Origin of the sequence: Paenibacillus lautus (assembly GCF_050482385.1) — a bacterium.
Classification (GTDB): domain Bacteria; phylum Bacillota; class Bacilli; order Paenibacillales; family Paenibacillaceae; genus Paenibacillus_AQ; species Paenibacillus_AQ lautus_B.
This window is the reverse complement of sequence record NZ_JBCNHV010000006.1, coordinates 52,986-76,264: the sequence shown is the minus strand read 5'-3', so window position 1 is coordinate 76,264 and position 23,279 is coordinate 52,986. Positions and strand designations below refer to the sequence as shown.

Sequence of the window (23,279 nt, the reverse complement as noted above, 5' to 3'; positions counted from 1 at the left end):
TCGTTTTTCAAACGGGCGTCGTATACTTAGGCGCCGTCTTAAAGTGGAGGGTTATCATTTGGAACAGCCTGTATATAAACGAGTGATATTGAAAGTCAGTGGGGAATCCCTTTCAGGGCAGAATGGATATGGTATTGATGCTGAGACGATCTCATCGATCGCTGAGCAGGTTCGTGAGGTTGTCGAGCTTGGTGTGGAGGTCGCGATCGTGTGCGGCGGCGGAAACATCTGGCGCGGTATCGCTGGCAGCGCGAACGGAATAGATCGTGCAACAGCAGATTATATGGGGATGTTGGCAACGGTGATGAACTCTTTGGCATTGCAAGATGCTTTGGAACAGATCGATGTGCCGACTCGGGTGCAAACCTCTATCTCCATGCAGCAAATTGCAGAGCCGTATATTCGCCGTAGAGCCATTCGGCATTTGGAAAAAGGTCGTGTCGTTATATTCGCGGCAGGAACAGGTAACCCCTACTTCTCCACCGATACGACTGCAGCGCTTCGCGCAGCGGAAATCGAAGCAGAAGTGATTCTCATGGCGAAGAACAAGGTGGACGGAGTGTACTCCGCTGATCCATTTAAGGATGAAACTGCCGAGAAGTACGAGCAGCTGACGTATCTAGACGTATTGAACAAAAACCTTGGGGTAATGGACTCTACAGCTTCATCGTTATGTATGGACAACAACATCCCGCTCATCGTCTTCGCTATTACGGAGCAAGGTAATATCAAGCGTGTCGTTCTGGGCGAGAAAATCGGAACGATCGTTAAAGGGAGTGTAGATTAATGCCGCAATCGGTGAAAAAGAATGCAGAAGAACGCATGGAAAAAGCGATCCTGTCTTTGAAGCGTGATCTGGCAACGCTGCGCGCAGGACGGGCAGCGCCAGCGCTACTCGACCGGATCACGGTGGAATACTACGGAGCACCAACCCCGCTGAATCAGCTGGCTAACATTAGCACGCCGGACTCCAGAACGCTTATGATCCAGCCTTGGGACAAGTCGTCCTTGGCCGATATCGAGAAAGCGATCATGAAATCGGATGTCGGATTGACGCCGGCGAATGATGGTAATCAAATTCGTCTCGTCGTACCTGCACTGACGGAAGAGCGCAGAACCGAGCTGGTGAAAATGACGAAGAAATTCGGCGAGGAAGCGAAAGTGGCCATCCGCAACATTCGCCGTGATGCCAACGACGACATCAAAAAATTGGAGAAAACAGATATTTCCGAGGACGAGTCCCGGAGACATCAGGAAGATATCCAAAAAGCGACGGATAAATTTATCGCAGAAGTCGACAAAGTCCTCGTTGCTAAAGAAAAAGAGATTATGGAAGTATAAGAGACTTGTGGCCCCTCCTGTCAATGGTGGGGTTTGTCTCTTTTTTTGCAGAAAGATGCCTGGAGGAAATGGAATGATCAAACGGGTTCGATCGTGGTTGAATCAGGAGGACAGTCAGCAGACGCATCAGCTCTCTCCGGACAACATCCCACATCATGTTGCCATCATCATGGATGGTAATGGACGCTGGGCGAAACGGCGCGGTATGCCGCGAATCGTTGGCCACCAGAATGGCATGAAGGCTGTCAAAAGAGCGGCCATTGCTGCCGATGATTTGGGAATCAAAATATTGACGATGTATGCTTTTTCGACAGAAAATTGGACGCGTCCGAAGGATGAGGTCGATTTTCTGATGAAGCTTCCTCAAGAGTTCCTGGCTATTGAACTGGAGGAGCTGATCGAGAAAAATGTCCAGGTCCGCATGATGGGGCATCCGGAAGACCTTCCGTCCCATACCGTGTCTGCGATGGAAGAAGCAGTTGCGAAGACAGCCGGCAATGACGGGCTTGTACTTAACTTTGCGCTCAATTACGGCAGCCGGAAAGAGATCACCGAAAGTGTCAAGGCGCTCGGACGAGAAGTGCTAGACGGAATTCTTCGTCCTGAGGATATTACAGAGGAACTGATTGGCCAGCGGCTCCTCACAGGCGAATTGCCGGATCCGGATTTACTGATCCGCACAAGCGGCGAGCTGCGGCTGAGTAATTTCATGCTGTGGCAGCTCGCGTATAGTGAGCTATGGTTTACGGATGCCTATTGGCCGGAATTTACCAAAGATCATTTGGTGGAGGCCATAGCCGATTATCAACAAAGAACAAGACGCTACGGTGGACTTTCGTAGCCGATGGAGGATGGAACGTTTTGAAACAGCGATTGATTACCGGAATTATAGCGGGAGCGGTCTTTTTAGGATTATGTTTCATAGGCGGTCTATGGTACCATCTTCTTATTCTGGCGATGGCGCTAATCGGTTATTATGAGTTTGTGCGCATGACCAATACGGCACCATTCGGGGGAACGGCATGGATTGGGTACGCGGGGGTGCTGCTGCTCGTATTTCCATGGGGTCCGCTTCATTTGAATATTCAGATCCCGTGGGAACATGTACTTTGGCTCCTGCTGCTTTTATTTTTGCTGGCGACCGTGACGACGAAGAATGTAATTGATATCAAACGGGTTTCATTATTGTTTTTGGCATCAGCGTATATCGGAATCGGATTTTCCTTTATCGCCGAATCACGACATGCTCCTGACGGCCATGGCGTATTCTGGACTTTTCTGCTTCTGGCCTCGATCTGGGCAAGTGATGCGGGAGCGTATTTTGTCGGACGCGCCATGGGGCGCCATAAATTATGGCCTTCCATAAGCCCGAACAAAACGATTGAGGGTGCGCTCGGCGGTGTGGTCATTGCCGTGTTCACATCACTGCTCTTTTCATTCTTCTCAGATGGATTCCTGACGGCTGGACAAGCGATTCTGATCGGACTTTCCTGCGCTGTTATCGGTCAACTCGGAGATTTGGTGCAATCCGCCTATAAACGGGTGTATGACATCAAGGATTCGGGCAAACTGCTGCCGGGCCATGGAGGGATACTGGATCGATGTGACAGTTGGATCGTCGTATTTCCGTTTGTACATATATTGAGTCTCCTGCCTTACTGATGAAAGGAAAGATGTGCATGAAGAAGATCAGCGTACTCGGCTCCACGGGCTCCATAGGTACCCAGACCTTGGATGTCGTGAGGAAACACCGGGAACATTTTCAGATTGAGGGCCTTGCTGCAGGGAGTAATAAGGAACTGCTGCTTCAGCAGGTCAAGGAGTTTTCTCCGCGTAAAGTGTCCGTTGCCACAAAAGAGCTTGCTGACAGCATCAGGCATGATCTTCCTGCCGGAACCGAAGTGTTCCATGGTCATGAAGGCTTGATCGAGATTGCGGCAGCGACCGATGCGGAAATGGTGGTTACAGCAGTCGTTGGAAGCATGGGGCTGTCCTCTACGCTTGCAGCGATCGATGAAGGGAAGACAATCGGGCTTGCCAATAAGGAAACGTTGGTAACCGCAGGTCATCTGGTTACGGCTCGAGCGGCTGCAAAAGGGGTAAAACTCTTGCCGATTGATAGTGAGCATTCCGCTATATTCCAATGCCTCAACGGAGAGCGGCATGAAGATATTGAACGGATCACGCTGACGGCATCCGGAGGCTCATTCCGGGATTATACCCGTGAACAACTGGTTAACGTTACGGTGGAGGATGCGCTTAAACATCCAAACTGGTCCATGGGTGCCAAGATCACGATTGATTCGGCGACCATGGTCAATAAAGGGCTTGAGGTGATGGAGGCCCATTGGTTATATGGTATTCCTTATGATCATATTTCGGTGCTTCTTCATCCGGAAAGTATCATTCACTCTTTTGTGGAATTCCGTGATTCCAGTATCATTGCCCAGCTCGGCAACCCGGATATGCGGGTTCCGATTCAATATGCGCTGACTTATCCGGAGCGATGGTCTTCGCCTGCGCCAAGGCTATCCTTGGCAGAAGCGGGGAAGCTGCATTTCCGGGAGATGGACCTTGAACGTTTTCCTTGTTTAAGGCTTGCTTATGAATGTGGTAAAATGGGTGGGACAGCGCCAACGGTATTCAATGCTGCCAATGAAATTGCGGTTGCCCGGTTTCTCCGTGGCGAAATCTCTTTTCTGCGAATTGAAGAGATCATTGAGGAAGTGCTGCAAAGCCATCATGCAGTGCCGGAACCGGCACTGGAGACGATTGAAGAGAATGATCGAATCACACGTGAATTAGCTTCCCGACTATAGGATTTGAAGTGTTTTTGAAATCTCCCTTGAAAAAAAGCGGACAGCTTGTGATTCTCTTGTGGACGATAGGAGAATAATGATAATCTATAGGGACATACTGCGTTCTCAGAGGAAAAGGGGGATGTAAAGAATTGGAAATGGTTCGGGTCGTTTTTTTAACGGTGCTCATGTTTTTTGTGATCGTTACCGTGCACGAATGGGGTCACTATTATTTTGCCCGGCGTGCTGGAATATTGGTGCGCGAGTTCGCAATTGGATTTGGTCCAAAGCTGTTCTCATATAAACGCAATGAAACGCAGTTTACGCTTCGTCTTCTTCCATTCGGCGGATATGCCCGCATGGCCGGCGAAGATCCGGAACTTGTCGAGATTCAGCCCGGTCAGACGATTGCGGTTCGATTGAATGCAGAGAATCAAGTGAAGAAGATTTATCTGGATCAACTCGACAACCGTAAGAATGTTATTCGCGGCGAAGTCCAATTTATGGATATGGTGGATCGTTTGTCGGTTAGGCTTGATGTGGATGGTGAATTCCAGCAATTTGAAATCCATCCGCAAGCCTTAACGGTAGCCAAAGGTGTCGAGACGCAGATCGCACCGAGAGACCGCCAATTCGGCAGCAAAACCGTGGGTCAAAGAGCGCTTGCGATTTTTGCCGGTCCTGTCATGAACTTCATTCTGGCCTTCGTGCTGTTTGCCCTTCACATCCAAATGGCCGGTATACCGGTTGAGAATCCAACTTATGTGCAGATTGGCGAGATTACTAAAGGCATGCCTGCAGATGAAGCCAATCTGAAAGAAGGAGACATCATCGAGAGCATTAACGGAACCGCCATTGGTGCCGATTATCAGAAGATGATCGAATTGATCGCGGCTTCCAAGGACAAGCCGATGGAATGGACGGTACGCCGGGGCGAGGAGTCATTTGATCTGACCTTAACTCCGCGGACGATGGAGGGTCAGGAAGGCGGCAAGGTCGGGATTGTTCCTAAACTTCCTACCCGATCCGCAGGAATTGGGGAGACGATCACCAGTTCCGGGACCGCGATGGTAGATACAACGAATATTATCTTCCAGGGCTTCAGACAGTTGATTCAGAAGTTCTCCATGGATGATCTTGGCGGTCCTGTACGGACGTTCGAAGTGACGGGACAAATCGCCAAACAGGGTATCGAACAGCTGACCTATTGGGCAGCCATTCTAAGCTTGTATCTGGGCATATTCAATCTGCTGCCGATACCGGCATTGGATGGAAGCCGGCTCGTATTCTTAGGGATCGAAGCTTTAAGGGGCAAGCCGGTTGACCCGAACCGAGAAGGCATGGTGCATTTTATCGGGTTTGCGATGCTGTTCCTGTTAATGATAGCCGTAACCTATAACGATATTTTACGTTTGATCAACGGATAAACACTAAGGTACGGCTCGGTGCGCCAGCCGCAACGAATGCCGTACCTTTTCTATTGTTAGCAGATTATGACGCGTCACTATCTAGCAAATGGAGTTACTATAAGGGCTGGCTTTATAGCCGCAGCTCGTTCACACATATCGCCAATAACGCCAGTCGAGTCGCCTGAATCAGGGGCTTTGACCATGCGTTTTATTAATGGGAGGCACACGATTTATATGTCTAAGGAATCGAAGGATAAACAATTCGTGACGGAGATTACGCCGCAAGCGGAAGATTTCTCGCGCTGGTATATCGATGTCATCAAAAAAGCGGATCTGATGGATTATTCGCCAGTCAGAGGCTGCATCGTCTTCAAACCGGACGGTTATGAAATTTGGGAGCATATCCAGGAAGAGTTGGATCGGCGCTTTAAGGCGACGGGCCATCGGAATGCGTATTTCCCGCTGTTCATTCCCGAGAGCTTTTTCCAGAAGGAGAAGGAGCATGTCGAAGGATTTAATCCGGAGCTGCCATGGGTAACGGAAGCGGCTGGAGAGAAGCTGGAAGAGCGTCTGGCCATCCGTCCGACTTCTGAAACGATGTTCGGGCATATGTATTCCAAATGGATTCAATCCTATCGTGATCTCCCTGTGCTGATCAACCAGTGGGCCAACGTGGTACGCTGGGAAAAACGCACGCTGCCATTCCTTCGCACGAGCGAGTTTCTATGGCAAGAAGGCCATACTGCTCATGAAACGGAAGTTGAGGCAAGAGGGGAAACCATGCAAATGCTGGATATCTATCAGCAATTCGTAGAGGACTATCTCGCGATTCCGGTAATCAAAGGGCAGAAGACACCTTCGGAGAAATTCGCGGGCGCCGTGGATACATTCTCGATCGAAGCGATGATGAAAGACGGACGAGCTGTACAGGCAGGTACTTCGCATTATATGGGTACCAACTTCTCTCAAGCTTTTGACATTCAATATTTGAACCGTGAAAATACGCTGGAATACGCTCATACAACATCCTGGGGCGTCAGCACGCGTCTCATTGGTTCCTTGATTATGGTTCACGGGGATGACCGCGGATTGGTGCTTCCTCCTAAAGTCGCACCGACGCAAGTGATCATGATTCCAATCGGTCCACCAAAGACGAGAGACGCGGTTGTGGGACGTACGGACGAGTTGTTCCGTGAACTGAAATCCGCAGGTATCCGCGTACGCGTTGACGATAATCCGGATGTGCGTCCAGGCTGGAAATTTAATGAGTATGAAATGCGCGGAGTTCCGGTGCGTCTGGAGATCGGGCCGCGTGACATGGAGAATGGCGTCTGCGTGCTTGTCTCCCGCATCACAGGCGAGAAGAAAATCGTAGAACAAGCTAATCTGACACAGGAAGTACAGAATATGCTGGAGCAGGTGCACCAGGAAATGTTCGAGCGGGCGAAGCAGTTCCGTGAGGATCATTTCTATTCCGTGGAAACGCTGGATGAAATGAAGGAAAGCATGGAAGAAAAACGCGGGTTTACCTTGGCGGGATGGTGCGGTTCGGAAGCTTGCGAAGATACAGTTAAGCAAGAAACCGGTGCTACGAGCAGAAACATTCCGTTTGAACCGTCTGAGAAGAAAACCAAGTGTCTCGTATGCGGTGAAGATGCGAAGCATACGGTGCTGTTCGCGAGAGCGTACTAGAAATTCGATATTATGACTTTCCGGCTTGCATGACGAAGGGCAATTGCTCGTCCGCACCGGGAATTCATCATCTGGAGTAAGCTTCCGGATGGCAGTATGGCGGACGCTCTTCTTTTTGGGGCAGGACGAATGGGTGCTGCCAGCGGAGGCTTTATTCTATTTTTTCGCATCGACTAAACGCAGTCTGTCTTCTGTGGATGTACGTCGATAGAAGTTTTTCTTATAGCTTTGTGCAATGCAGGGGGAGGGAACCATGGGCACAACAGAAGATAAAAGGAAACGATTTGAACTGCTGATCAAGCAGGGAGATGTTCCCGCCAATCTGGTGGAATCCTATTTTTTGGATGGTGTGATCGAACAAGTAGAGACAAGCAGAGCCAGCAAGGACTGGAGAATCACCGTCCTGAAGGAGTCCTTAGTTCCAGCTGAGGTCTATCGCACATTTTGTCTAAGAATTCAGGAGAAGATGGGGCATATCGCGAAGATCAAATTTGTGTTCCGATATGGAAGCGGCGTTCCTGAAGCAGATATCGTGCAAGAATACTGGGGCTTGTTTCTAGAGTGGGCACATCGGGAGATCCCTTCAGTGAATGGATGGATGGCAAGGGCCAAATACGTGGTGGAAGATGGGCAAGTCCTTCTCTCCATGTCGGATGGCATGTCGCTTGAGCTTGCCCGAAAGAAACAGATCGATGCCGCCATTACCCGTTTTTTCGGACAATATTTTGATCTGACGCTGCGTGTGAAGATGCAGGTTGGCGATAATGGTCAGGCAGCTTATGAGGAGTTCGAGCAGAGGAAGCGCGAGGAAGAGCGCGAAGTGATCGAGCAGATCATGAGCAGCATGGAAGCTGAGCTGGATGCGGAGGATGAGGAAGAGGGCGCGGTTCGGCTGCAGGTCGGGTATGATATCAAGGACCCACCGGTTTCGCTCCAGGAGATCCAAGACGAAGAGAAGAAAATTACGATTCAGGGGACCATCTTCGGATTGGATCGTAAGGAGCTTCGTAACGGCAGTACGTTATTCACATTCTATCTGACGGATTTCAGCGATTCCTTGCAAATGAAAATGTTTGGCAAGACGAAGGACGATCTTAAGGTATTGAGCCTGCTTGAAAACGGCAAGTGGGTGAAGGCTCGCGGACGAGTTGAATATGACCGGTTTATGCAGGTGCCTGAGCTGGTGATGATCCCGTCCGACCTCAACGAAGTACCGTCGCCTCCATCGCGCAAGGATAACGCGGCCGAGAAGCGGGTGGAATTCCATCTGCATACGACCATGAGCACGATGGACGCGGTCACGCCGATCGACCGTTATATCAAAACAGCGGCGAGCTGGGGACATAAAGCCATCGCCGTAAGTGATCATGGTGGTGTACAATGTTATCCTGATGCAGCAAAGAACGCCAAGAAGCATGGGATTAAAATGATGTACGGCGTTGAGGCCAATGTCGTGAATGATGCCGTCAACATTGTGGAACAAGCACAACCGATTGAACTCAGCAGTGCGACTTACGTGGTATTCGATATTGAAACCACAGGTTTGTCCATCACCGCGAACAAAATCATCGAGCTTGCTGCCGTGAAGATGAACGATGGCAAGGAGATTGATCGCTACGCGACCTTCGTTAATCCGCACGAGAGAATTCCATATCATATCCAGCAATTGACCAATATCAATGACGATATGGTTAAGGATGCTCCTGAATTGGAGCCGGTATTGAAAGAGTTTGTTGAATTCGTTGGGGATGCCGTACTTGTGGCTCACAACGCTCGATTTGACATGGGGTTCATTCAGGCAGCACTCAAGAATGCCGGGATGGATACGCTCGACAATCCCTCCTTGGATACGCTGGAGCTTGCACGTCTCGTGCATCCGGGACTTAAGAATCATCGTCTTAACACTTTGGCAGACAAGTATAAGGTACTGCTCGAAAGCCATCACCGTGCGATTGACGATACGATTGCGTTGGCTGGAATCCTGAACGGGCTCCTTAGCGATGTGGACAAAACCAAAGGCGTCAAGATGCTGGACCGCCTCAATGATTACGTCGGTAAGGATCTGTCCAATACCCGTCCTTTCCACTGCGGTATTTATGCCTTGAATATGACGGGCAAGAAAAACCTCTACAAGCTGATCTCCATGTCACATACCGAATATTTCAAGCGAGTGCCGTGTATTCCTAAATCCAAGCTTCAAGAGATGCGAGATGGGTTACTGGTGCTATCCGGCTGTGAAAAAGGGGAGTTCTTCGAAACGGTGCTGAACAAAACGGAGGAGGAAGCCGAAGAGATTGCAGGCTTCTATGATGTTTTGGAGATTCAGCCGTTGACGATGTATATGCATCTGGTGGACAAGGGCTTGGTAGGCAGTCCCGAAGAGATCAAAACCGCGATTTCCAAAGTCGTGCGTATCGGCGAAAAGCTGAACAAGCCAGTCATCGCCACAGGAAACGTGCACTATCTTGAACCGCGGGATAAGCTGTTCCGGGACATTACCATCCATGGGATTACCGGTTTCAGCCCGCTCAAGGATATGCGCAAGCCCGACGCGCATTTTCGGACTACGGAAGAGATGCTCGAAGAGTTCGAGTTTTTGGGACAGAATAAATGTTATGAAGTTGTTGTGACGAATACTAGCGAGCTGGCCGACCGCTTTGAAGAGTTGGAATTGTTCCCGGATAAGCTGTTTACGCCAATTCTGGATGGCGCGGATGAAGAAATCCGCAACACCTGCTACGACACGGCCAAGTCCATTTATGGCGAGAACTTGCCGGAGGTTGTAGTGGCCCGGTTGGAGAAAGAGCTTGAGCCGATCATTAAATACGGTTTCTCAGCGAACTATTTGATTTCCGAGAAACTGGTTAAGAAATCAAACCGGGACGGCTATTTGGTTGGTTCACGGGGTTCCGTAGGCTCATCCGTCGTTGCCACGTTCCTCGGCATATCCGAGGTTAACCCGCTTCCCGCCCATTACATTTGCTTGAACAGCGACTGCAAGCACAGCGAATGGTTCCTGGACGGCAGCGTCCCGAGTGGATTTGACTTGCCGGACAAAGCTTGTCCGGAATGCGGAAACATGATGAAAGGCGAGGGACAGGATATACCATTCGAAACCTTCCTGGGTTTTAAAGGGGATAAGGTTCCCGATATTGACTTGAACTTCTCCGGTGAATATCAGCCGCATGCCCATAATTTCACCAAGGAGATGTTTGGCGAGGAGAATGTATTCCGTGCCGGAACCATCGGTACCGTGGCAGAGAAGACGGCGTTTGGTTTCGCCAAAAAATACGAGGAACACAACAACAAGCGATGGCGGGGCGCGGAGTTGAACCGGCTTGCGTCAGGCTGTACCGGCGTCAAGCGAAGCACGGGCCAGCATCCCGGCGGTATTGTCGTTGTGCCGGATTACATCGAAGTGGAGGAGATTACGCCGGTGCAATTCCCTGCGGACGATGTCAACGCCGAGTGGAAAACGACGCATTTCGATTATCATGCCTTTGAAGCGAATTTGCTCAAGCTTGATATACTCGGGCATGATGATCCAACCATGATGAGAATGCTTCAGGATTTGACCGGCGTGGATCCAACAACCATTCCGATGAACGACCCGAAAGTGATGAGCATGTTCAACTCAACGGAAGCGCTGGGCGTCAAGCCGGAGCAAATACGCTCGCCGGTGGCCACCTTCGGCGTGCCGGAGATGGGAACCAAATTCGTACGCCAGATGCTAGTGGAATCGCAGCCGTCGAGTTTTGCCGACTTGTTGCAAATCTCGGGTCTGTCACATGGAACCGGCGTTTGGCTCGGCAACGCTCAAGAGCTTATCAAGAATGGTACATGCAACATCAAAACCGTTATTGGTTGCCGCGACGATATCATGTTGTTCCTCATTTATAAGGCCGGTATGGACGCGAGCCTCGCATTTAAGATTACGGAAAGTGTACGTAAAGGCCGGGGGTTGTCACAGGAATGGATTGATGAGATGAAGAAATGCAAAGTACCGCAGTGGTACATTGATTCCTGTCTCAAAATCCAGTACATGTTCCCGAAAGCCCACGCCGCCGCGTATGTTATCTCAGCGGTGCGGACGGCTTACTTCAAGCTTTATTATCCGATCGAATATTATGCAACGTACTTCTCGGTTCGAGCCGAGGACTTCGATATTGAATTATGCTGTCAGGGCTATGAGGCGATTTATCGCCGAATTGAAGAGATCGAGCAGCTCGGCTTCGGAGCAAGCCCGAAGGAAAAAGGGATGCTGCCGATTCTGGAGATGGCGCTGGAGATGACGGCAAGGGGCTTCTCGTTCAAGAACATCGATCTGTATCAATCGGATGCGCTCCGATTCAAGGTGGATGGAGATTCGCTCATTCCGCCGTTCTCCGCTCTGCAGGGGATCGGTGATAATGCCGCCCGCAATATTGCTGCCGCACGTGAATTCGGTGAATTCCTCTCCATAGAGGATTTCCAGCAAAAATCGAAGGCAAGCAAAACCGCCGTGGAGCTGTTAACCCAAATGGGATGTTTCCGCGGTCTGCCGGAGAGCAATCAGTTATCATTGTTCTGATTCTTGTCATCCTTTCATGGCCGTGACGCCTTGACAGTCAAGGAGTCATACTTGTCACTATTACCAGACTATGTTATAATTTTTTTGGTAATCATGGAGATAAAACCGTTGTGTAAAGAGTGGGGCAACCCACTCTTTACTCTTTGGTATATAGGAAATCAACTTGGAGGTTATGTTCTTTGAGCACATCAAAGATTAAAACGACTGTGGAAGAAATGGTGCAGCCGTATTTGGACGAACACGGCTTTGAACTGGTAGATGTGGAATACGTTAAGGAAGGAAGCAACTGGTTCTTGCGCGTGTTTGTTGATAAAGACGGCGGCATTGATATTGACGATTGCGGTTTAGTCAGTGAATACCTGAGCCAGAAGCTGGACGAGAATGATCCGATCCCGACAGCTTATTTTCTTGAAGTCTCTTCTCCTGGCGCGGAACGTCCCCTTAAGAAAAAAGAGGATGTTGCGAAGTCAGTCGGCAAAAACGTGTTTGTTACGGTATACGAGCCGATTAACGGGTTGAAAGAGTTTGAAGGCAAGCTGGAATCCTTCGATAACGAGGAGCTAGTCATTCAAACCGTCAAGAAGCAGCACGTGATTCCATATGCAAAAGTAGCCAGTGCCAGATTGGCCATCATTTTTTAAACGGAAGTTTTGAAAGGGGGAACCGATTTTCAATGAGTATGGATTTTATTGAAGCGATGAATGAGTTGGAAAGAGAAAAGGGCATCAGCAAGGATGTGCTGTTTGAAGCCATTGAAGCGGCACTGATCTCGAGTTACAAGCGCAATTTCAACACGGCGCAAAATGTACGGGTAGACATGAATCGCAATACGGGTGTCATAAAGGTGTTCGCGCGGAAGCTGATTGTGGACGAGGTGCTGGATCCGCGGACTGAAATTTCGCTGCATGCGGCCCGGGAAATCAATCCGCATTTTCAGATTGAAGATATTGCCGAAATCGAGGTTACGCCACGTGATTTTGGACGGATTGCAGCTCAAACGGCAAAGCAAGTTGTTACCCAGCGCATTAGAGAAGCCGAACGAGGCCTGATCTACAGCGCTTTTATTGACAAGGAAGATGATATCGTAACGGGTACGCTGCAGCGCCAAGATTTACGCAACATCTATATCGACCTTGGCAAGATCGAAGCGGCCCTGCCGCTTACCGAGCTTATGCCTAACGAGAAGTTCAAGCACGGCGACCGGATCAAAGCTTACATTACCAAGGTTGAGAACACAACCAAAGGGCCGCAGATTATGCTGTCCCGTACCCATCCGGGCCTCTTGAAGCGCCTGTTCGAGCTTGAAGTGCCGGAAATCTTTGATGGTGTCGTTGAAATTCGCTCGGTTGCGCGTGAAGCTGGATTCCGCTCCAAAATTGCGGTATTTTCCCGCAACGATGAAGTCGATCCGGTTGGTTCTTGCGTAGGACCTAAGGGAATGCGCGTACAGACGATTGTCAATGAGCTTCGCGGCGAAAAAATTGACATCGTGCGTTATTCCGATCAGGTTGAAGAATACGTGGCCAATGCGCTGAGCCCATCCAAAGTACTTGAAGTTCAAGTATTTGAAGATGAGAAGATGGCGCGTGTAATTGTTCCGGATTATCAACTCTCGCTTGCGATTGGGATCAAAGGCCAGAATGCTCGTCTCGCGGCGAAGCTGACAGGCTGGAAGATTGATATTAAGAGCGAAAGTCAGGCGGAGCAGGAATTTGGCAGACCGAAGTCCCAATCAGGTGAAATGCACCAGGATTCCGTCTCTGTCGATTAATTCCAAATGACAGGGGGTTGTCGTCTTGAAACAGAGAAAGATACCGCTGCGTAAATGTGTAGCGTGTCAGGAAATGATGCCGAAGAAAGAGCTTATCCGGATTGTTAGGACGCCCGAGGATGCTGTCCTGATCGATCTCACCGGCAAAAAGTCGGGACGGGGAGCGTATTTATGCGGCAAAGTTTCCTGCTTCAAGCTGGCACACAAAAATAAAGCACTGGATCGAGCGTTGAAACAACATGTGAAGCCTGAGATCTATGAACAGTTGGCACAGGATTTCATCAAGGTGGAAGATGAATTCCTGGCTGCAAAAGAGAGTGCTGCCGATGATGAATAGGGCGCTTTCTCAGCTCGGCCTGGCCATGAGGGCAGGTAAGGTGGTTACCGGGGATGAGATCGTGCTCAAAGCCATCCGGTCTTCTGAAGCAAAATTGGTTATTCTGGCGGGTGACGCCTCAGTTAATACAACAAAGAAGTTCCGCGATAAATGCGGTTCTTACAATATCCCTCTGGTAATCGGATTTGACCGGGAAAGTCTGGGCACAAGTGTAGGTAAACCCGAGCGGGTTGTGCTGGCAGTTACGGATCAAGGATTCGCAGAAATGATCTCCAAGAAACTGGAGACAATGTCGGAGGTGGAGTATATTGAGTAAACAGGAAAACAAAGACAATAAACTTCGAGTATACGAATATGCTAAATCGTTGAACATGAGCAGTAAAGAAATCATCACGATCCTCAAACGTTTGAACATTCCGGTCAATAACCATATGAGCGTAATGGAAAACGATACGGTGTCCAAGGTAGAGCAGTTCTTCAAAGATATCAAATCCAATGCAGCAGCCAAGCGGGACAGTGGCGACGCTTCCCGAACCGAGAACCGTAAACCAGCGGTTTCCGGAGCCAATGCGGCTGCGACTGTATCCAATACAAAAACAGAAGGCACTTCCGCTAGTGTAAGCGCCGAAGGCAACCGTAATGGGCAGGACGGTATGCGTAATTCAGGACAGAGAGCACCAGGACAACAAGGTCAAAGCCAGCCCAAAAAACAACAGGAAAAGCAGGTAGGTATGAATAGTAGAACGAATCAAAACACTCAGAATACTTCAGGTTCCCAGCGTCCCCAAGGAGGGCAGGATACCCGAAGAAATCAGTCTGGCTCCGCACAAGGAAGTCAGCAGAACAATCGTAGCCAATCATCCAGACCAGGCGGCAGCACGCAGACCGGATCACGTCCTCAGGGCGGAGGTCAAGGCGGCGCACGTCCGCAAGGCAATAATCAAGGTGGAACGCGTCCGCAGGGCAGCAACAACCAAGGCGGAGCGCGTACTCAGAGCAAGCCGGGTGGAACCGGAGGCGGTTTCTCAGGATCCAACAATAACAATAGCAATAACAGCAATGGCCAGAACCGCAATTCCAGAAACAACAATAACAATCGTTCAGACTCCAAGCGTTTTGATGACAACCGTCAGGGAGGATTCCGTGGCAACAATCGCGGTGGAAAGAACAACCGCGGCCGGAATCAATATAATCAGCAGCCGCCTCGCGAGAAAATCGACAACACGCCGAAGAAAATTATCGTCCGTGGCAACATGACCGTCGGTGAAACGGCGAAGCTGCTTCATAAGGACGCTTCCGAAGTCATCAAGAAGCTGATTTTCCTCGGCGTGATGGCCACCATCAACCAGGAGCTGGATATCGATACGATTCTATTGCTCGCTGGTGAATTCGGTGTAGAAGTCGAAGTGAAAATTCCGGTAGAGGAAGATCGTTTTGAGACCGTTGAAGAAAACGATGCGCCGGAAGAACTGAAAGAGCGTCCACCAGTCGTTACGATTATGGGTCACGTCGACCACGGTAAAACGACGCTGCTTGATGCGATCCGTTCCGCGAACGTATCTAGTGGCGAAGCTGGCGGTATTACGCAGCATATCGGTGCTTACCAAGTCGAGATCAATAACAAGAAGATTACGTTCCTGGATACACCGGGCCACGAAGCGTTTACAGCCATGCGTGCCCGTGGTGCACAAGTAACGGACATGACGATCATCGTGGTTGCGGCTGACGACGGTGTAATGCCACAGACAGTCGAAGCGATTAACCATGCGAAAGCAGCAGGTTTGCCGATCATCGTTGCCGTGAACAAAATCGATAAACCGGATGCTAACCCGGATAAAGTGAAACAAGAATTGACGGAATACGAGTTAGTGCCTGAAGAGTGGGGCGGAGATACCATCTTTGTTAACGTTTCAGCGAAACAGCGGATGGGTCTGGAAGACTTGCTTGAAATGATCCTTCTGGTAGCAGAAGTGAATGAATACAAAGCAAATCCTGACAAACGCGCACGCGGTACCGTTATAGAGGCTGAGTTGGATAAAGGCAGAGGTCCGGTAGCACGCATTCTCGTTCAGCATGGTACATTGAAAGTGGGCGACGCCTTCGTAGCGGGCAACTGCTTTGGACGTATTCGTGCGATGGTGAACGATAAAGGCCGTCGATTAAAAGAAGCGGGTCCTTCAACACCAGTTGAAATTACCGGTTTGACTGAAGTTCCAGGTGCCGGCGATCCGTTTATGGTGTTTGAGGATGAGCGTAAAGCACGTAATATCGCTGATAAGCGTGCGATTACCCATCGTCAATCCGAGTTGAACACGAATACTCGCGTGACGCTGGATGACCTGTTCCAACACATTAAGGACGGCGAGATCAAAGATCTTAACGTGATTATCAAAGGTGACGTACAAGGTTCTGTTGAGGCACTGAAAGGTTCCTTGAACAAAATCGAAGTGGAAGGCGTTCGCGTCAAAATTCTCCACAGCGGTGCCGGAGCGATCACGGAGTCCGATATTATTTTGGCAGCTGCCTCCAACGCGATTGTTATCGGCTTTAACGTTCGTCCGGACGTCCAAGCGAAACAAACCGCCGAGCAGGAAAAGGTTGATATTCGTCTGCACCGTGTAATATATAATGTAATCGAGGAAATTGAGCAAGCTATGAAGGGGATGCTCGATCCGGAGTACAAAGAAACCGTGATCGGTCATGCGGAAGTCCGCAACACCTTTAAAGTAAGCAAAGTGGGTACGATTGCAGGATGTATGGTGACATCCGGTAAAATTACGCGTAACGCAGAAGCTCGCTTGATCCGTGACGGCATTGTCATTCATGAAGGCAAGATCGATTCCCTCAAGCGCTTTAAAGATGACGCTAAAGAAGTGGCACAAGGTTATGAGTGTGGTATTACCTTGGTAAGCTATAGCGACGTCAAAGAAGGAGACGTAATCGAAGCCTTCATCATGGAGACGGTAGAGCGCTAACGAATGAGGTGATCAGACCATGGCAAAAATCAGAACTGGGCGCGTAGGCGAGCAGATTAAAAAAGAGCTCAGCCAACTGATCCAAACGGAAATGAAAGACCCAAGAATCGGTTTCATTACTGTAACCGGTGTTGATGTTACAAATGACCTGTCTCAAGCGAAGGTATACCTAAGCGTGCTCGGCGACGACGAGCAGAAGGCAGCTTCCTTAAAAGGATTGGAGAAGGCAAGCGGCTTTCTCCGCTCCGAGCTGGGCAAGCGGATCCGACTCCGGCATGTGCCGGAGCTGATCTTCAAATTCGATGATTCCATTGCGTATGGCAGCCATATTGAGAAGCTGCTGACCGAAATCGTGGATCGCGAAGAGAAATAGAGTAGTTCGTTTTTATAAAGGAGAGGGCGAATGCAGACCTATGAACAAGAGCTGCAGCAGGTGAAATCATTCCTGCTGGAGCACGATGATTATTTGGTTGTGTCGCATGTTCAGCCCGATGGAGATGCAGTCAGTTCCACCCTTGCGGTGGGCTGGCTTCTCTCATGTCTGGGCAAGAAATTCACGATGATCAATGAGGGGCCCATTCCAAAACGCATGAAAATGTTGTGGCATGCAGAAGACATTCTCGATCTGTCTGAACAGCAGCCAGGAAGAACGTTCTCTCACGTCATTTGCGTGGATTGTGCGGATTTTGCTAGAGTAGGCTATACGAAACAGGTATTTGCTGATCAGGCAAGCATCGTTAATATTGACCATCATCCAACAAATGATCGTTATGGAGCCGTCAACCTGGTCGTGCCGGAAGCGGCAGCAACCGCAGAAATCCTTTATGATTTGCTGAATTTGTTTGAAGTGGACTGGGATGCCGATATTGCAACGGCGATTTATACAGGATTGCTAACGGATACAGGCGGTTTTCGGTACTCGAATACATCGCCCAAGGTTATGAGCATTGCTTCCGCTCTATTGTCCTACGGTGTGAACGGACCCGAAATTGCGGAAACGTTACTAGAGGAAATGACGCTTCCACAGATGAAGGTGCTGGTTCAGGCGTTAAATACGTTAAGTGTGTCGGATGATGGTAAAATAGCCTGGGTATACGTAACGCCTGAGTTTATGGAATCATGCGGCGCCGTTAGCGAGGATCTGGAAGGGATTGTGAATTACCCCCGAAACATTCAGGGAGTTGAAGTCGGGATTCTATTCAAGTCGTTGAAATCTGGAATGGTCAAGGCGAGTTTGCGTTCAGCCGGAAAAGTGGATGTTGCGGCATTAGCCCAGATCTTTGGAGGAGGCGGCCATGTTCGGGCAGCCGGTTGCAGCATTGAAGGCTCCCTTCATGACATCATCCCTAGAGTAGTAGAGCAGGTGAGATTAAAGCTATGACGCAATTAGAAGGCATCTTGGCCGTTCACAAACCGGCAGGCTGGACATCCCACGATGTGGTCGCGAAGGTTCGGGGAATGGTTCGTTTGAAGCGAATTGGACATACGGGTACGCTGGACCCCGAAGTAACGGGCGTGCTTCCTTTATGCCTGGGGAGAGCCACACGAGTAGTGGAATACCTGCAGGAACTGCCTAAAGAGTATCATGCGGTCCTCCGCCTTGGATATTCGACGGATACCGAGGATATCACTGGGCAAGTGGTAGAGACGGCAGATGATGTTCATGTGACCCGGGAAGAGGCGCTTGAAGCGCTGCAATCTTTTACAGGCCAGATTTCTCAGATCCCGCCCATGTTTTCCGCTGTCAAAATCAATGGTAAGCGATTATACGAGCTTGCCAGAGAAGGTAAGACCGTGGAGCGCAAGAGCCGGACCGTAACGATTCATGAAATCGAAATGACGGATTTTGATGCTGAAGGGGATTATACGGAAATTTCTTTTCGAGTATTGTGCTCCAAAGGTACATACATCCGCACGCTTTGCGTGGATATCGGGAGGAAGCTCGGCGTTCCGTCTGTCATGGTTAAGCTGGTACGCACAGTATCGGCGGGAATCACGGAGGAGCAGTGCTTAACCCTGGAGCAAATTGAGCAGTTCATGAAGGATGACACGCTGCACACCCGGCTTATTCCGGTGGATCAAGCGATTGATTATCTGCCGAAGCATACGGTTTCAGAAGAGAAAACGGATGCTGCCCTGCAGGGACAGCGCTTGTCCTCGAGAGCGGTAGAACCACCTGTTGACAGCTCGGAGCCTATTCGCTTGTATGATATAAAGGAAAACTTTCTGGGAATCTATCAGCGGCAAGAGGAGACAGGGGCTATCGTTCCTGTGAAAGTATTTTCCTAAGCATGACTGGATTTAGTGAGTGGAGGTGAGTAATCATGAGGATTGTTTCTTTATCTTATCCTGTATCTTCTGATATCGTACGAGAAGCTGCCGAGCCGAAGGTAGCTGCAATCGGCCAGTTCGACGGCCTTCACCTGGGACATGCCAGCGTGCTTTCGACCGCGGTCAATATTGCGCGGGAGAATGGGGTGCCGGCCGCCCTCATTACCTTTTATCCTCATCCGAAAGACGTGATTGGTAAAGGGAGTTATGAGGGATATCTGACACCTCAGCCTGACAAGCAGCAGCTGCTTGAGGAGATGGGCATCGATATTTTGTACGTTGTCGAGTTCAATAAGGATTTCTCCCAGGTGAGTCCGGAAACATTTGTTGAAGAGATGCTGTTTCCCTTGAATCTTCAAACAGCGGTGGTCGGATTTGATTTCCGTTTCGGCCATAAAGGAGCCGGTGATGCAGTCAAACTTCAGGAACTCGGTGAAGGCCGGATGTCGGTCGTTACGGTACCGCCGTTCCTGATCGACGGCGAGAAGGTAGGAAGTTCATCCATACGGATTGCCTTAAAAACGGGACAGCTGTCGGACGCAAACCGCTGGCTCGGACGGAATTACCACATCCGTGGCACGGTCGTTCATGGGGAGAAGCGGGGAAGAAAGATCGGTTTTCCTACCGCAAACCTGGAATTGACGGATCCCTTCGTGGCGCCTGCATTGGGCGTCTATGCCGTCCGGGCACGCACGGATAAACATCACGACTGGATTCCGGGCGTGATGAACATCGGCGTGAAGCCAACGTTCCATGAAGGGATCACAGAGCCTATATTTGAGGTGCATCTGTTTGATTTTGAAGGGGATCTGTATGATCAGACCATGACGGTCGATATCGTTCAATATATCCGCAAGGAGCATAAATTCGAATCGGTTCAGGAGCTTGTGGAATGGATTCAGCGAGATGCCGTCGAGGCTCGCAAAATATTAGAAGTCAGTGAATAAACGTTTTGGGACAAATTGTTCGCAAACGGATTTTCTTTTTCAGGTAAAGTATGCTATACTCTTAGAGGTCGCCCGAAGATTGGGCGATTTTAACCTTGGCTTGGATGTTCGATCTCACCGTCGGTACCTGGGCCAATGGCGATTATAATGAGGGAGGTGAACAGGATGGCATTAACTCAAGAACGTAAACAACAACTGATTGACGAGCACAAAACTCATGAGTCCGATACTGGATCTCCAGAGGTGCAAATCGCTATCCTAACGGAAAACATTACGAACCTGACTGACCACTTGCGTACACACAAGAAGGATCATCATTCCCGTCGTGGATTGTTGAAAATGGTCGGCCAACGCCGTAAGTTGCTTGCATACTTGAAAAACAAGGATGTTAAACGTTACAGTGCTTTGATCGAGAAGCTTGGATTGCGTCGCTAATCATCCATAAGATGTGCCGAAAACAGCCTGGTTGTCCACTGTCCTTCTTGGAACGACAGCGGCACAGCCGGGCTCTTTTCTAAGTATTGTACAATTTACCGTTTTCGAGCTTCCCCACAAAGTACTGCGTACGCTTCATAGCCTAAACTCCACTTTGTGGGGTTATCTTAATATAGATTCTTTATAGATTGTAGGCGTGGTCTGTTCGCTAAATTTCGCTTAATGGTATAACCAGGGGCAATCTATACGGAGAATGTTCTATACGGTTCGGGTTGTTCCTGTACATAGGTTTGCGATTTCGACCGTTTGGATGGCTCTGGTTAGGAAATGTGGACAGCGTTTTGCAAAAGACATGCTGATGGTAGAAGAAGATTTCAAAAAAATTTATCCCCATGAGGAGGGATTACATGGAAACACGTGTTGAAATGCAGCTTGGCGGAAGACCCCTCGTGTTCGAAACAGGGCGCCTTGCGAAGCAGGCAAATGCGGCTGTGATGGTTCGTTACGGCGAAACGGCAGTCCTGTGTACAGTGACAGCTTCCAGTGAACCGAAGGATTTGGATTTCTTTCCATTGACGGTCAACTACGAGGAGCGTTTGTATGCAGTCGGTAAAATTCCGGGTGGATTCATCAAACGCGAAGGCAGACCAAGCGAGAAAGCGATTCTTGCAAGTCGTCTGACAGACCGTCCGATTCGTCCGTTGTTCCCTGAAGGATTCCGTAATGATGTACAGGTTCTGAATCTCGTGATGAGCGTAGATCAGGATTGCGAGCCGGAAATCGCGGCCATGATCGGTACTTCCGCTGCCTTGAGCATCTCGGATGTGCCTTTTAACGGTCCGATCGGCGGCGTAGCGGTGGGTCGCGTCGATGGCAAATTTGTGGTGAATCCGAATATTGCCGAGCAGGAAGCCAGTGACATCTATCTGGTTGTTGCGGGTACCAAAGATGCGATCATGATGGTTGAAGCCGAAGCGAACGAAGTTCCTGAGGAAGTCATGCTGGAAGCGATCATGTTCGGGCATGAGGAAATCAAGAAAATCGTAGCCAAGATCGAAGAACTCGTAGCCGCTTGCGGTAAAGAGAAAATGGCGGTTAAACTCCATGCGGTCAATGAGACGGTGAATCGTGAAGTGCGTGATTTCGCCGAAGCTCGTCTTGTTGAAGCTGTTCGCGTTGAGGAGAAACATGCTCGCCAGGATGCGATTGACGCTATCAACGATGAAGCATACACCGTATTTGAAGAGAAGTATATCGAGACACCTGAGCTGTTGAAGGATGTTAAAGAAGTCCTTCACGATATCGTGAAGGAAGAAGTTCGACGTTTGATCACGCATGACAAGGTTCGTCCGGACGGTCGTGGTCTGTCTGAGATCCGTCCTATCGATTGCGATACCAGCCTGCTGCCTAGAACGCATGGTTCCGGTCTGTTCACACGTGGACAAACCCAGGCTCTTAGCGTATGTACACTAGGTGCTCTAGGTGATGTACAGATCCTCGATGGAATCGATCTGGAAGAGACCAAGCGTTTCATGCACCATTACAACTTCCCGCCTTTCAGCGTAGGGGAAGCTCGCCCGCTTCGTGCTCCAGGCCGTCGTGAAATAGGTCACGGTGCACTCGGTGAACGTGCATTGTCGAAGGTTATTCCGAATGAAGTGGAATTCCCGTACACGATTCGCCTCGTCTCCGAAGTAATTGAATCGAATGGTTCAACCTCCCAAGCGAGTATTTGTGCAAGCACACTTGCTATGATGGATGCAGGGGTACCGATCAAAGCACCTGTAGCCGGCGTGGCGATGGGCTTGATTAAAGACGGAGATCATGTTTCCATCTTGACAGATATTCAAGGGATGGAAGATCATCTCGGCGACATGGACTTCAAAGTGGCAGGGACACCTGAAGGGGTTACCGCCATTCAAATGGATATCAAAATTGACGGTATCGACCGCGCGATTTTGCAGGAAGCATTGCAGCAGGCAAAAGAAGGACGCATGCATATCCTTGGAAAAATGGCAGAAGCCATTCAAAAGCCAAGAGAGACGTTGTCCCAGTATGCGCCTAAGATTATTACGATGCAGATCAACCCGGACAAAATTCGCGATGTGATCGGTGCCGGCGGCAAGATCATCAACAAAATCATCGAGGAAACCGGCGTGAAGATCGATATCGAGCAAGACGGCCGCGTGTTTATTGCATCTGCCAACGATGAGATGAACAAAAAAGCTCTTTCGATTATCGAAGGCATTGTGCGTGAGGTAGCTGTTGGCGAAATCTATACAGGTACTGTCAAACGGATTGAGAAATTCGGAGCATTTGTTGAAATTCTGCCTAACAAAGACGGGCTTGTTCATATCTCCCAACTCTCGACGGAGCGCGTAGCGAAGGTAGAGGACGTGGTTGCAATCGGTGACGTCATTACCGTGAAGGTTACTGAAATCGACCAGCAGGGACGCATTAACCTGTCTCGTAAAGCGGTTTTGACTGCGGAAACAAACAAGAGCGGATCTTAATCCGCGCTTTGTTTGTTTAACAGCATATAGATAAAAGGAAAAGAGGCAGAACCTATCATTCTGGCTCTTTTTTTAATCTTTTCGGCTCATGGGATTCGGCTTGTCTTGGACAAGCATCTAAAATCTAAAATAGGCTTCACGGCATAAGCCCCACTTTGAG

20 protein-coding genes are annotated in these 23,279 nt (G+C 49.5%); all 20 read left to right on the top strand.

The window, feature by feature from the left end; all coding sequences use genetic code 11:
• The first annotated feature begins 58 nt into the window (after positions 1-58).
• The 20 genes from pyrH to pnp all read left to right on the top strand — a co-directional run bounded on the left by pyrH (position 59) and on the right by pnp (position 23,119).
• Positions 59-787 (top strand): UMP kinase, encoded by a 729-nt coding sequence (gene pyrH / locus ABEW73_RS09965; protein WP_006211297.1) that lies wholly within the window; start codon positions 59-61, stop codon positions 785-787.
• Positions 787-1,341, top strand: a complete 555-nt coding sequence (gene frr, locus ABEW73_RS09960; protein ID WP_071220110.1) for a ribosome recycling factor — start codon at positions 787-789, stop codon at positions 1,339-1,341. Before pyrH ends, frr begins: the two co-directional genes overlap by 1 nt.
• A gap of 73 nt (positions 1,342-1,414) precedes the next feature.
• Positions 1,415-2,182: an isoprenyl transferase gene (locus ABEW73_RS09955; protein ID WP_430164831.1), complete on the top strand. Its 768-nt coding sequence runs from the start codon at positions 1,415-1,417 to the stop codon at positions 2,180-2,182.
• A 20-nt stretch (positions 2,183-2,202) separates the two neighbouring features.
• Positions 2,203-3,003 carry a phosphatidate cytidylyltransferase gene (locus ABEW73_RS09950; protein WP_430164829.1) on the top strand — a complete coding sequence of 267 codons (801 nt, stop codon included), beginning with the start codon at positions 2,203-2,205 and terminating at the stop codon, positions 3,001-3,003.
• A 17-nt stretch (positions 3,004-3,020) separates the two neighbouring features.
• Positions 3,021-4,160 (top strand): 1-deoxy-D-xylulose-5-phosphate reductoisomerase, encoded by a 1,140-nt coding sequence (locus tag ABEW73_RS09945; RefSeq protein WP_430164826.1) that lies wholly within the window; start codon positions 3,021-3,023, stop codon positions 4,158-4,160.
• A gap of 137 nt (positions 4,161-4,297) precedes the next feature.
• Positions 4,298-5,566, top strand: a complete 1,269-nt coding sequence (gene rseP, locus ABEW73_RS09940) for an RIP metalloprotease RseP (RefSeq protein WP_430165010.1) — start codon at positions 4,298-4,300, stop codon at positions 5,564-5,566.
• Positions 5,567-5,782: 216 nt separating this feature from the next.
• Complete coding sequence (gene proS, locus ABEW73_RS09935; protein WP_430164824.1) at positions 5,783-7,240, top strand: proline--tRNA ligase; 1,458 nt, start codon at positions 5,783-5,785, stop codon at positions 7,238-7,240.
• Positions 7,241-7,328: 88 nt separating this feature from the next.
• Entirely contained in the window at positions 7,329-7,451 is a 123-nt protein-coding gene (locus ABEW73_RS09930) for a hypothetical protein (RefSeq protein WP_430164821.1), read from the top strand.
• A 42-nt stretch (positions 7,452-7,493) separates the two neighbouring features.
• Positions 7,494-11,810 carry a PolC-type DNA polymerase III gene (locus ABEW73_RS09925; protein ID WP_430164818.1) on the top strand — a complete coding sequence of 1,439 codons (4,317 nt, stop codon included), beginning with the start codon at positions 7,494-7,496 and terminating at the stop codon, positions 11,808-11,810.
• 179 nt (positions 11,811-11,989) lie between these two features.
• Positions 11,990-12,451 carry a ribosome maturation factor RimP gene (rimP, locus tag ABEW73_RS09920; RefSeq protein ID WP_430164815.1) on the top strand — a complete coding sequence of 154 codons (462 nt, stop codon included), beginning with the start codon at positions 11,990-11,992 and terminating at the stop codon, positions 12,449-12,451.
• Positions 12,452-12,483: 32 nt separating this feature from the next.
• A complete protein-coding gene (gene nusA / locus ABEW73_RS09915; RefSeq protein WP_076324961.1) occupies positions 12,484-13,581 on the top strand; it encodes a transcription termination factor NusA in 1,098 nt (365 codons plus the stop codon).
• A 25-nt stretch (positions 13,582-13,606) separates the two neighbouring features.
• Positions 13,607-13,918: an RNase P modulator RnpM gene (gene rnpM, locus ABEW73_RS09910; RefSeq protein WP_053492673.1), complete on the top strand. Its 312-nt coding sequence runs from the start codon at positions 13,607-13,609 to the stop codon at positions 13,916-13,918.
• Positions 13,911-14,234, top strand: a complete 324-nt coding sequence (locus ABEW73_RS09905; RefSeq protein ID WP_174819209.1) for a YlxQ family RNA-binding protein — start codon at positions 13,911-13,913, stop codon at positions 14,232-14,234. The genes rnpM and ABEW73_RS09905 overlap by 8 nt, the downstream gene beginning before the upstream one ends.
• Positions 14,227-16,893, top strand: a complete 2,667-nt coding sequence (gene infB, locus ABEW73_RS09900; protein ID WP_430164812.1) for a translation initiation factor IF-2 — start codon at positions 14,227-14,229, stop codon at positions 16,891-16,893. Before ABEW73_RS09905 ends, infB begins: the two co-directional genes overlap by 8 nt.
• Positions 16,894-16,912: 19 nt before the next feature.
• A complete protein-coding gene (gene rbfA, locus ABEW73_RS09895; protein ID WP_071220121.1) occupies positions 16,913-17,266 on the top strand; it encodes a 30S ribosome-binding factor RbfA in 354 nt (117 codons plus the stop codon).
• Positions 17,267-17,296: 30 nt separating this feature from the next.
• The gene (locus tag ABEW73_RS09890) at positions 17,297-18,274 is read left to right on the top strand and encodes a DHH family phosphoesterase (RefSeq protein WP_430164809.1); all 978 of its coding nucleotides are present in this window, start codon (positions 17,297-17,299) and stop codon (positions 18,272-18,274) included.
• The gene (gene truB, locus ABEW73_RS09885) at positions 18,271-19,182 is read left to right on the top strand and encodes a tRNA pseudouridine(55) synthase TruB (RefSeq protein ID WP_430164806.1); all 912 of its coding nucleotides are present in this window, start codon (positions 18,271-18,273) and stop codon (positions 19,180-19,182) included. The genes ABEW73_RS09890 and truB overlap by 4 nt, the downstream gene beginning before the upstream one ends.
• 35 nt (positions 19,183-19,217) lie before the next feature.
• Positions 19,218-20,171, top strand: a complete 954-nt coding sequence (locus ABEW73_RS09880) for a bifunctional riboflavin kinase/FAD synthetase (protein WP_430164803.1) — start codon at positions 19,218-19,220, stop codon at positions 20,169-20,171.
• A gap of 165 nt (positions 20,172-20,336) precedes the next feature.
• Complete coding sequence (rpsO, locus tag ABEW73_RS09875) at positions 20,337-20,606, top strand: 30S ribosomal protein S15 (protein ID WP_006211281.1); 270 nt, start codon at positions 20,337-20,339, stop codon at positions 20,604-20,606.
• A 407-nt stretch (positions 20,607-21,013) separates the two neighbouring features.
• Positions 21,014-23,119 carry a polyribonucleotide nucleotidyltransferase gene (pnp, locus tag ABEW73_RS09870; protein ID WP_430164800.1) on the top strand — a complete coding sequence of 702 codons (2,106 nt, stop codon included), beginning with the start codon at positions 21,014-21,016 and terminating at the stop codon, positions 23,117-23,119.
• The last annotated feature ends 160 nt before the right edge of the window (positions 23,120-23,279 follow it).